Source organism: Saccharomonospora iraqiensis subsp. paurometabolica YIM 90007 (assembly GCF_000231035.2).
GTDB lineage: Bacteria > Actinomycetota > Actinomycetes > Mycobacteriales > Pseudonocardiaceae > Saccharomonospora > Saccharomonospora paurometabolica.
On record NZ_KI912261.1, the window covers coordinates 74,727 to 85,498 of the forward strand.

At 72.1% G+C, this 10,772-nt stretch carries 10 protein-coding genes and 1 pseudogene; 3 read left to right on the plus strand and 8 right to left on the minus strand.

The genetic code is table 11. From position 1 onward, the window contains the following. From cofG to SACPADRAFT_RS0223005, 5 genes are all read right to left on the minus strand, one after another. Positions 1-1,308, minus strand: a 1,308-nt coding sequence (gene cofG / locus SACPADRAFT_RS29430) for a 7,8-didemethyl-8-hydroxy-5-deazariboflavin synthase CofG (protein WP_040924783.1), incomplete at its 3' end; no start/stop codon positions are given. 178 nt (positions 1,309-1,486) lie between these two features. Then, positions 1,487-1,855 (minus strand): hypothetical protein, encoded by a 369-nt coding sequence (locus tag SACPADRAFT_RS29435; protein WP_007025049.1) that lies wholly within the window; start codon positions 1,853-1,855, stop codon positions 1,487-1,489. A gap of 380 nt (positions 1,856-2,235) precedes the next feature. After that, entirely contained in the window at positions 2,236-3,033 is a 798-nt protein-coding gene (locus SACPADRAFT_RS0222995; protein ID WP_007025047.1) for an exodeoxyribonuclease III, read from the minus strand. Positions 3,034-3,189: 156 nt separating this feature from the next. After that, positions 3,190-3,519 (minus strand): SH3 domain-containing protein, encoded by a 330-nt coding sequence (locus SACPADRAFT_RS0223000; protein WP_007025046.1) that lies wholly within the window; start codon positions 3,517-3,519, stop codon positions 3,190-3,192. 291 nt (positions 3,520-3,810) lie between these two features. Continuing rightward, positions 3,811-5,034, minus strand: coding sequence for an NADP-dependent isocitrate dehydrogenase (locus tag SACPADRAFT_RS0223005; protein WP_007025045.1), 1,224 nt, complete (start codon positions 5,032-5,034; stop codon positions 3,811-3,813). A 508-nt stretch (positions 5,035-5,542) separates the two neighbouring features. Here SACPADRAFT_RS0223005 and SACPADRAFT_RS0223010 point away from each other — a divergent pair. Together SACPADRAFT_RS0223010 and SACPADRAFT_RS0223015 are read left to right on the plus strand one after the other, a co-directional pair. After that, positions 5,543-5,731: a DUF1918 domain-containing protein gene (locus SACPADRAFT_RS0223010; protein ID WP_007025044.1), complete on the plus strand. Its 189-nt coding sequence runs from the start codon at positions 5,543-5,545 to the stop codon at positions 5,729-5,731. 351 nt (positions 5,732-6,082) lie between these two features. Then, positions 6,083-7,465, plus strand: a complete 1,383-nt coding sequence (locus SACPADRAFT_RS0223015; RefSeq protein WP_007025043.1) for an MFS transporter — start codon at positions 6,083-6,085, stop codon at positions 7,463-7,465. A gap of 81 nt (positions 7,466-7,546) precedes the next feature. Here the strand turns inward: SACPADRAFT_RS0223015 and SACPADRAFT_RS0223020 are convergent, their stop codons facing one another. The 3 genes from SACPADRAFT_RS0223020 to SACPADRAFT_RS0223030 are packed head-to-tail and all read right to left on the minus strand — an operon-like array spanning position 7,547 to position 9,734. Continuing rightward, the gene (locus SACPADRAFT_RS0223020) at positions 7,547-7,858 is read right to left on the minus strand and encodes a DUF3017 domain-containing protein (protein ID WP_007025042.1); all 312 of its coding nucleotides are present in this window, start codon (positions 7,856-7,858) and stop codon (positions 7,547-7,549) included. Beyond that, positions 7,855-8,709 carry a bifunctional methylenetetrahydrofolate dehydrogenase/methenyltetrahydrofolate cyclohydrolase gene (locus SACPADRAFT_RS0223025; protein ID WP_007025041.1) on the minus strand — a complete coding sequence of 285 codons (855 nt, stop codon included), beginning with the start codon at positions 8,707-8,709 and terminating at the stop codon, positions 7,855-7,857. Before SACPADRAFT_RS0223025 ends, SACPADRAFT_RS0223020 begins: the two co-directional genes overlap by 4 nt. After that, on the minus strand, positions 8,706-9,734 hold the full coding sequence (locus SACPADRAFT_RS0223030) for a DMT family transporter (RefSeq protein ID WP_233357252.1): 1,029 nt from the start codon (positions 9,732-9,734) through the stop codon (positions 8,706-8,708). The genes SACPADRAFT_RS0223025 and SACPADRAFT_RS0223030 overlap by 4 nt, the downstream gene beginning before the upstream one ends. A 124-nt stretch (positions 9,735-9,858) precedes the next feature. Between SACPADRAFT_RS0223030 and SACPADRAFT_RS33530 the strand changes: the two are divergent. Next, positions 9,859-10,772: pseudogene (locus SACPADRAFT_RS33530) on the plus strand (hypothetical protein); the annotation flags it as partial.

Here is a 10,772-nt window from a genome sequence, read left to right on the forward strand (position 1 = left end):
GTACACGGTGTCGAAGTCGCCGCGCCGGTCGGTGCTGCGGCCGTGGGTGTCGACGCCGGTGTGCAGGTCGGCCCGCCCGACGGTGACCAGCCCGCCGTCCGGTTCCTGCCACGGCAGGCCGCGCGGCGCCGCACCCGTGTCGGCCAGTCCGTCGGCGTCGGCGAGCGCGTCGACGTGGGCGTGCAGGCGGACGTCGATCCACTTCTCCGCCTCCCGCACGAACCGCGGGTACGCGGTGAGCCGCTGGCGCAGGGTGAACCCGGCCGCGCCGGTGATCGCGGCGAGCTCGTCGACGTGCGGCCAGGGCCGTTCGGGATTGACGTGGTCGGGGGTCACGGGGGAGACACCGCCCCAGTCGTCGATGCCCGCGCGCAGCAGCAGGTCGTGTTCGGAGCCCACCAGGTTCGGCGGGGCCTGCACGCTCACCCCCGGCGGCATCAGCAGGCGGGCGACGGCGACCGTGGCGGCCAGCTCGGCGAGATCGGCGTCGGCGTGCGCGCGCATCGCGGTGTCCGGTTTCGCCCGGAAGTTCTGGACGATCACCTCCTGGATGCCGCGGTAGCCGCGGGCGCGGGCGCGGATCTCGTGCAGCGACTCGGCGCGTTCGGTGGGCGTCTCGCCGATCCCGACGAGGATGCCGGTGGTGAACGGCACCCCGGCCCGGCCCGCGTCGTCCAGCACCCGCAGGCGGACGGCGGGGTCCTTGTCCGGGCTGCCGTAGTGCGGTCCGCCGGGGCGGGAGAACAGCCGCTCGGCGGTGGTCTCCAGCATCATGCCCATGCTGGGTGCCACCGGCCGGAGCCGGTGCAGTTCCTCCCAGCTCAGCACACCGGGGTTGAGGTGCGGCAGCAGGCCGGTCTCCTCCAGCACCGCGACCGCGCACGCCCGCAGGTAGTCCGGGGTGGAGGCGTACCCGCGCTCGTCCAACCACCGGCGTGCCTGCGGCCAGCGGTCCTCCGGGCGGTCGCCGAGGGTGAACAGCGCCTCCCGGCATCCCGCGTCGGCACCGGCACGGGCGAGGTCGAGGACCTCGTCCCGTTCCAGGAACGGCGCCTCCACCCGGCCCGGCACCGTGGCGAACGTGCAGTAGTGGCACCGGTCGCGGCACAGCCGGGTCAGCGGCACGAAGACCTTGCGGCTGTAGGTGACCGTGCCCGGCCTGCCCTGGTCGAGCAGGTGCGCGTCACGCACGCGGCCCGCGACGGCCAGCAGCCGTTCAAGATCCGGCCCCCGGGCGTGCAGCAGCACGGCGGACTCGGCCACGTCGAGCGGGGCGGCGTCCTCGGCGCGGCGCAGTGCGCGCCGCATCGCCGACGGCGTCGGTGTCGGTTCCGATGCCTCCGGCGTCGGTGTCGGTTCCGGGGGCGGGAGGAACACGCGGGAGTCGACCATGCACCCGAGCGTGCCTCCGGGGGCGGCCCCGCGGCCTCCCCGGAGCGCCGGAATCACCCGAACGCACGCACGCCGGGTGGGACGGCGACTCCGCTCAGTCGTGGGCGGGGATCGTCAGCAGCGGCTCGGCACCGGAGGTGTCCCGGGACGTGGTCGCCGTCGGTGTCGGCGCGCTCGCCTCCGCGACCGGAGCCGGTTCCTCCGGCGCGCGCGGCCTGCGCCGTTGCCGGACGACACCGGCGGCCATCCCCACGACGCCCAGGGCGACGGCGATCATGCCCACGGGCCCGAGAAGTCCGAACGTCAGCGCGTTCGGTTCGGCCTGCACGACCCGTCCGGCGGCCTCCGCCGACGCGGTCCCGGCGGCGACGGGCAGCGTCGTGACCAGCACACCGGCCGTCACACCCGCACCCCGGACACCGCGCACGGCCGGCCGACCCGGTTCGCTGGCTGGGTTGCGCACCGCAGTGCCTCCCGCATCATCAGTCACGCTTTCGCCGACGCGCTCACACAGTGGTGTGAACATCGCCGAGTGGACGCTACCGAGCGTGTCAACGTCACACGCCCGGAACGGGGGACGAGATTAGCGGTCCCCGTCACACCGAGGGACACGGGGGTGGTGCCGCGCAGCCGCGGCAGACGGCTACCCGTCGAGAAGCCGCCGTAGTACGTCGTCCAGCATTGGAACCCGATCGGTTGCCACACGACAGCGTCATCGACCGGCGCATAGCCGTGAATCAGGATGTTCCGACAAGGCGACGATCCGGCCGGGCTCCGGGATCTTCGACGCGACCGACGGGTCGTACTTCGACAGCTGGTTCAGCGATTCCCCGATATGCCGCATCAGCTCCGGTAGGTCACGGTGAGCGGGGCGTGGTCACTCCACCGGAGATCGTAGGAGGGGGCGCGCTCGACCGTCGCCGTCTCGGCGCGGCCGGCCAGGCCGGGGGTGGCGACCTGGTAATCGATGCGCCATCCGGAGTCGTTGTCGAACGCCCGGCCCCGGTACGACCACCAGGTGTACGGGCCCGGCCCGTCCGGATCGAGCCTGCGCTGCACGTCCACGTACCCGGCCTCGTCGAACACGCGGCCGAGCCATTCCCGCTCCTCGGGCAGAAAGCCCGAGTTCTTCCGGTTGGCCTTCCAGTTCTTCAGGTCGATCTCGGCGTGGGCGATGTTCCAGTCACCCACCACGAGCACCTCCCGCCCGTCGGCGGCGGCCTTGCCCCGCAATTCGCTCAGGTACGGCAGGAACGCGGCCATGAACCGCTCCTTCTCGTCCTGCCGGGGCGTGCCGACGTCCCCGCTGGGCAGGTAGAGGCTCGCGACCACGACGCCGGGCAGCCACATCTCCGCGTAGCGCCCCGAGTCCTCGAACTCGGCGGCGCCGAAGCCGAGGCGCGTCGCCTCCGGCTCGGCCCGGCTGTAGAGGCTGACGCCGTTGCGGCCCTTGACCGAGCAGTCGGCGTGCACGGCGTGCCAGCCGTCCGGCTCGCGCAGCGCGGCGGGCAGGTCGTCCGGTGCGGCGCGGACCTCCTGGCAGGCGACCACGTCGGCGCCGGTGGCGCCGAACCACTCGGTGAAGCCCTTCTTCGCGGCGGCCCGCAGGCCGTTCACGTTCACGGTGGAGACGGTGAGCACGCCGCGCAGGCTACCCCGTGCGGCCGTCGCCGTGCCGTCACCGCGGACGGCGCATGGCGGAGTTCACCGGGTGGATCCGTGGGGTGGCCGGGGCCACGGCACGGCCACCCGTCCCGCCGCGGTCAGCAGCCCCCGCCGCGGTCAGCCCGCCCGCTGTCAGCGGCAGTCGGTGCCCTCGACCGGGCGCAGGAACTCGTCGGCGGCCCAGCGTTCCCCGGTGATCCTGCGGAAGCCGTCCCGCACCTCGTCCGTGGCGTCGGCCTCGGCGTCGGCCTGCAGCCGGTCGACGACCTCGTGTTCCGTGCCCGGCCCCTTGCGCACGTTGAGGACGTCCGCGGTGACCACGACACGGCAGGCCGCCGCACCGTCCGGCCCATCCCCGGAGTCGGCCTCGGACTCCCGCTGCTCCGAGCCCGCCGAGTAGATGATCGCCAACCCCAGCACGACCGCGGCCACGATGACGACCCGCTTCGGTATCCCCAGCACGCCGGACTCCTCACGGACTGCGACAGGATCACTCGGCAGAGTAGCCACCAGGCCACGCCGTCGACAGGCCCGAGCGGGCGAATCACCCCGTCGGGGCGGCGACGGGGTGTACCGGACAGCGCCCCCGGACCGAAACCGGGTCCCCGGGGGGCCTCGGCCGAATCAGTCCTCCGTCCCCCGGCGATCAGGTGTGTCCGTGAGGGGCATACTGCCTGCGCCACACACAGTGAGGGGCACGTTCCCTGCGTTCGATGCAGGGAACGTGCCCCTCACGCGAACCGTGCGGGCGGGTCAGCCCTGGGCGATCTTGGCCGCGAGGTTGCGGTCCAGCGTGGCCAGGAACTCCTGCGTGGTCTGGAACGGAGTGTCCCCGCCGACCAGCAGCGCCAGGTCCTTGGTCATCTTGCCGCTCTCCACGGTCTCGATGACCACCTGCTCCAGCTTGTTCGCGAAGCCGACCAGCTCGGAGTTGCCGTCGAGCTTGCCCCGGTGCTCCAGCCCGCGGGTCCAGGCGAAGATGGAGGCGATCGGGTTGGTCGAGGTCGGCTTGCCCGCCTGGTGCTGGCGGTAGTGCCGGGTGACGGTGCCGTGCGCGGCCTCGGCCTCGACGGTGCGGCCGTCCGGCGTGCGCAGCACCGAGGTCATCAGGCCGAGCGAGCCGAAGCCCTGCGCCACCGTGTCGGACTGCACGTCACCGTCGTAGTTCTTGCAGGCCCAGACGTAGCCGCCCTCCCACTTGAGGGAGGCCGCCACCATGTCGTCGATCAGCCGGTGCTCGTAGGTCAGCCCCTTGGCCTCGAAGTCGGCCTTGAACTCCTTCTCGTAGATCTCCTCGAACACGTCCTTGAACATCCCGTCGTAGGACTTCAGGATCGTGTTCTTGGTGGACATGTACACCGGCATCTCGCGGTCGAGGCCGTAGCGCAGCGAGGCGCGGGCGAAGTCCTCGATCGAGCGGCGGTAGTTGTACATGCCCATCGTGACGCCGCCGCCCTCGGGGAACCGGGCGACCTCCATCTCGATCGGCTCCGACCCGTCCTCCGGCGTGTACGTGATCGTCACCGTGCCCGGGCCCGGCACCTTGAAGTCGGCGGCCTTGTACTGGTCGGCGTGGGCGTGCCGGCCGATGATGATCGGCTGCGTCCAGCCGGGGACCAGCCGCGGGATGTTCGAGATGATGATGGGCTCGCGGAAGACGACGCCGCCGAGGATGTTGCGGATGGTGCCGTTCGGGCTCCGCCACATCTTCTTGAGGCCGAACTCCTCCACCCTGGCCTCGTCGGGCGTGATGGTGGCGCACTTGACGCCCACACCGTGCTTCTTGATGGCGTTCGCCGCGTCGACCGTGACCTGGTCGTCCGTGCGGTCCCGCTCCTCGATGCCGAGGTCGTAGTACTCGAGGTTCACGTCGAGGTACGGGTGGATGAGCTTGTCCTTGATGAACTGCCAGATGATGCGGGTCATCTCATCGCCGTCGAGCTCGACGACGGTGCCCTCGACCTTGATCTTGGCCATGAGCGGCGGCGCTCCTCTCGCGGATCTCGCGGTAGTTCGGCACGTGGTAGCGGTACAAGCGTACTGCTAATACCGGCCGCACGTCTCCTGCCCCGCAATTTACGGCCAACCTCACACCCCGGTCCGCTCCCGCGAGTAACCAGCAAACCACCGCGAGCCGCCACCTCATGCCCGCGAGTCAACACCTCCCGCCCGCGAGTTGCCACCCCATGCCCACGAGTCGACACCTCTGGCCCGCGAGTCGACACCTCTGGCCCGCGAGTCGACACCTCCGGCCCGCGAGTCGACGCCCCGGATCGCACGGCTCCTGCCCGGAATTCACGGAACGCCGCGCGGAACGTCGACTCGCAGGCACGGAACCGGCAACTCGCGGACCTGGAACGGCAACTCGCAGGTGTGGGGTGGCGACTCGCGGGTGGGGTGGGGGACCCGACCGAGGGGGGTCGGGGGTTTCGACTCGCCCGGGGGCCGGGGCGCTCCTACCCTGGCCGTACGGAGGTGGTCAACGATGCGAGCATCCGTGGGAGACAGGATCCGCGTACACGGGCGCACCGTGGGCGCGGGCGAACGGCAGGGCGAGATCGTCGAGGTGCGCGGCGAGCAGGGCGAGCCGCCGTATCTTGTCAGGTTCTCCGACGGCCACGAGGGCCTGATGTTCCCCGGCCCGGACTGCGAGGTCGAGGCACACTCCGAGTGACGCGGGCCGGCGGCCCACCGCATCCCGGCGATCCCACGGGCTCGATCGCCGGAATGTGGTGGGCACGGCCCACGAACGCCGTTCTCAAACCCGTCCGTGGTCAGCGTCACTCTCACACGGGATGACACAGCGGGCATCTTCGGTTGAACTAGACACGAGATAGATACCGGTCCCCGACGGACTCCGAAGGCGGAGAATCGCGGCCGGTTTCTTTCGGTCCTCCTCTGGATCGATCAAGCACCACTGACAATCCCGTCACCTCCCCCGCGGTTCAGGTGTCCGTGCCCCCGTGCGCCCTGGACTGGATCGATTCAGAGACGCCCCGAACCGTTTCGTCCCGAAGGAGAGCCCGTGCCCATCGCGCTGCTCGCGCTCGCGATCGGTGCCTTCGGCATCGGTACCACGGAGTTCGTCATGATGGGGGTGCTGCCCGAGGTGGCCGCCGACCTCGGCATCTCCATCCCGTCCGCAGGCCACATGATCACCGCCTACGCGCTCGGCGTGGTGGTGGGCGCCCCGCTGCTCACCGCCGTGGCGGTCCGACTGCCCCGCAAGACCATGTTGATCGCCATGATGGCGGTGTTCACCCTCGGCAACGCGCTGTTCGCCCTGGCCCCGAACCACGAGACGGGGGTGGTGTTCCGGTTCCTCGCCGGACTGCCGCACGGGGCGTTCTTCGGCGCCGGTGCCGTCGTGGCGGCCAACCTGGTCGGCGCCCGGCGCCGGGCCAAGGCCGTGTCCATGATGTTCCTCGGCCTCACCCTGGCCAACGTGGTCGGCGTCCCCGGCGGGACGTTCCTGGCCCAGCAGGTCGGGTGGCGCGCGACGTTCGGTGCGGTCGCGCTGATCGGCCTCGTCGCGCTGGCCTCCATCGTGAAGCTCGTCCCCCGTCAGCCCCAGTCCGCCGACAGCTCGCTGCGCGGTGAGCTGCGTTCCTTCCGTCGCCCGCAGGTGTGGTTCGCCCTCGCGATCGTCACCTTCGGCCTCGGCGGCGGGTTCGCCAGCCTCAGCTACGTGACCCCGATGCTGACCGACGTGGCCGGCTTCGAGGCCTCCAGCGTGACGCTGCTGCTCTCGCTGGCCGGTGTCGGCATGACCGTCGGCAACGTGCTCGGCGGCAGGCTCGCCGACCGGTTCCCCACCGCGGGCCTCTACGGCGGCCTCGCCGCACTGGCCCTCGTGCTGTCGCTGTTCACCGTGACGGCCCACAGCCAGGTCGGTGCCGCGCTGACCCTGTTCGGCATCGGCATGACCTCCTTCATGATCGGCCCGATGATGCAGGCCCGGATCATGGAGAAGGCGGGTGGCGCCCAGTCGATGGTCTCCGCCGCCGTGCAGTCCGCGTTCAACATCGCCAACTCGATCGGCGCCTACCTGGGCGGTCTCGCGATCGCCGGCGGGTTCGGTCTCGTGTCGCCGAACCTCGTGGGTGCCGGCCTCGCCGTCGTGGGGCTGTCGCTGGCGGTGACCTCGGGCGTGGCCGACCGCCGCGCCAAGGCGAAGGCCGCCTCCGCGGCCGCGGACACCACCACGGACACCGCCGACACCACCACGGCACCGGCCGCCCCGGCCCGGACGACCGACTCCCCCGACACCGTCCGGACCGGGGACACGTCCCCCGACAGCACCCCCGGCACGGTCACCGGCGCCCCCGAGCCGGTGGCCGACCCCGAACCCCTGCCCCGGCTCGACACCGAGCCCCAGCGGTCCCGGCCCGAACCCGTCGCGGCGTGACGTCGCGGCACACGCGAAAGGGGCGTCCCGGCCATTCCCCCGTCATGGCCGGGACGCCCCTTTTCGCGTGTTCGCCGGTGGTCAGCGCAGCGGGCCGCCGGTGATGGTCAGGGCCAAAAACAGGATCACCAGGCCGAGCCCGGCGTAGCTCGCGATGTCCACCACACGACCCCGGATGACCAGCATCCCCGCCTGTGCCGTGGTCAGCGCCGCGCGGAACACCGCGGCCACGAGCAGCGCGCCGCCGATCAGCACGGCGCCCTCGCGCCAGTGGTACATCGCGATGCGCAGCCCCGCGAGCGCGACGAGCAGCAGCACCGCGGCGAACGGCAGGTGCACCAGGAGCCTCGCCCCGGTGCCCGAGGGGGGACGGGCCGGCACGGACGCGCTCACCCCCGTACGGCCCGCTCGGCGGCGGTGACGACGTTGGACAGCAGCATCGCGCGGGTCATCGGCCCGACGCCCCCGGGGTTCGGCGCCACGAACCCGGCGACCTCGGCCACCCCCGGGGCGACGTCCCCGGTGAGCCGGTCGTCCACGCGGGAGACACCGACGTCCAGCACCGCCGCGCCCGGCTTGACCATGTCCGGGGTGACGAGCCCGGCCGAGCCCGCCGCCGCCACCACCACGTCGGCCCCGCGCACCTCGCCGGCGAGGTCCCGGGTGCCGGTGTGGCACAGCGTCACCGTGGCGTTCTCGCTGCGACGGGTCAGCAGCAGACCCAGGGTCCGGCCGACCGTGATCCCCCGGCCGATGACGGCGACCCGCGCGCCGTTCAGCGGCACGTCGTAGCGGCGCAGCAGTTCGAGGATGCCCAGCGGCGTGCACGGCAGCGCGCCCGGCTGGTTCAGCACGAGCCTGCCGAGGCTGACCGGGGCGAGCCCGTCGGCGTCCTTGTCCGGGTCGATCCGTTCGAGCACGACACCCGGGTCGATGTGGTCGGGCAGCGGGAGCTGCACGATGTAGCCGGTGCAGGCCGGGTCCGCGTTCAGTTCGTCGACGACGCCGAGCAGGTCGTCCTGGGAGATGTCCGCGGGCAGGTCCCGGCGGATCGAGGTGATCCCGACCTTCTCGCAGTCCGCGTGTTTCATCCGCACGTACTGGGCCGAGCCGGGGTCGTCACCCACGAGCACGGTCGCCAGCCCCGGTGTGGCGCCCTGTCCGGTCAACGCCGCCACGCGGGCGGAGAGTTCGGAGTAGATCGCGTCCTTGGTGGCCCTGCCGTCCAGAATCGTCGCCGTCACGTGCGCGATTCTCGCAGAACCGCGCCGGTCCGGCCGCGCCCGCCCACGGAGGCCACGGCGACCGCGAACAGGGCGACGCCGCAGCCCAGGACGGTGCCCGCCCCGACCTCGACGTCGGCGGCGGGCACGAACAGATCGAGCAGCACCGACCCGACGAGTTGTCCGGCCACCGAGGCCAGTCCCAGCAGCAACACCCCGATCCGGGACACCAGCAGGGCGGCGGTGGCGATGAACACCACGCCCACGAGGCCGCCGAGGTACAGCACGGGGTTCCCGGGCCAGGCGACGGGACCGCCCCGGAACGTCAGCACGCCGAGCCAGGCCGGCACCAGCACGGCCGTGCCCGCGGTGAAGTTCACCAACGCCGCCGTGAGGGGACTGCCCGCGACGGCACCGACGTGGCCGTTGAACGCCTGCTGCAACGCCATCCCGCCCCCGGAGACCAGGGGCAGGATCAGCAGCAACACGGTCCCGGCCTCCGCGTCGCCGAGGCCACCGGTCGCCGTGCCGGCGACGGCGAGCACCGTGAGCACCGCGCCGACGACCCGCGGCAGGGACGGCGCCCGGGCGCCACCCGGGCCGAGTCCGGCCTTGTCCACGAACAGCCCGCTGACCGTCTGTCCCGCGACCACCCCCACGGTGAACAGGGCGACCCCGATGACCACCACCGTGACCGACTGCCCCAGCACGAGCGTGGCACCGGCCAGACCGCCGAGCAGGTGCCACGGCCGTAGTCCGCCCGTCCGCAGCGCCGAGGTGACGCGACCGACCCCGCGGCGCATCCGGGGGGACACCGCGAGCGTGGCCAGCAACACCACCAGCCCCCCGCCGAACGAGATCACCGCCGCGAGCACCGGGTCGGCCAGCTCCGCGGCGAGCTGACCGTTGATCCTGCTCTGCACGGCCATCCCCACCCCGACGAGGACGGCGAGACCGGTCCCGAGCGCCCGCTTCGCGCGTACGGACGGCATGTTTGCGGCGTTCGGGGGAGGTTCGGGGCCGTCGAGGGCACGCGGAGTAGTCATCAGGGCCGATTGTCCGCGCAGGCTTCGCGGTCAGGTTGCCTCGTTGAGGTGAACTGTGGCGCTCCGCACTCGATGTGCCCTCCGACGGGGCGTAGGTTCGTTCCGCTACGGCGACGTTGTCCACATGTGCCGTGCATCCGTGGCGTTCTTTGGTCAAGATGTGGGCGTGGCACTACCGACCCAGCTGAACGCAACCGAGCAGGACACCCTGGTCAAGCAGATCGGCCTCTCCTTGCTGCGGGCGGCCCCGAGCGACTGGCGCCGGGTGACCGTCGAGTACCGCGCCGTGGGGAGGTACCACGAACTCACCGGGGAAGTCGTCCTCGCGGACGACACCACCCGGGAGTGGGTCGCGACCCACGACATCGCCGACCTGTTCGGCCGTCTGCGCACCGGCATGTACCGGGAGGGTCGGGGGACGTGGTTCAACGCCCGCTACCAGCTCGACCACCCCTCCAGCTACAACCTGGAGTACGACCGGGACGAGCCGCAGTGGGACCTCACCCCACCGCCGCAGGCCTACGCCGACGAACTCCGGATGTTCCCCCGGGACGAGGAGAACGTGCCCGACTGGCTGATGCGCCGCATGGCGGGGATCGGCCCCGAACGCCCCGGGCCGCGGTTCCGGGCCGCGCGGATCTTCGACGGCACGGACGAGGCCGGACGGCCCGTGCTCGACCGTCCCGACCCCGACCCCGCCGAGACCGACCGGCTGCTCGCCTACCTCGACGGCGCTCCGGTGGTGGTGCCCGGACGCGGCCTCGACATCGACCGGCTCTCCCCGGCCGCGGAGAGCGCCGTCCCCATCGCCTTCCACAGCGACGGCACCTGGATCTGGCCCGCGGCCGTGAACTACTACCTGCGCGAACACGGCGTGTCTCCGGAGCCGGAACTGCTGGAGCACATCCGCGCGAACGGGTACGTCGTCCCCGAGGCCGATGACGCCACGCTCCAGGCGGCGGCCGCCCACATCACCCAGGGCCCGGCCGCGGCGCCCCAACGTCCCGGCCCGCACGCCGGGGCGCCACCGGACGACGG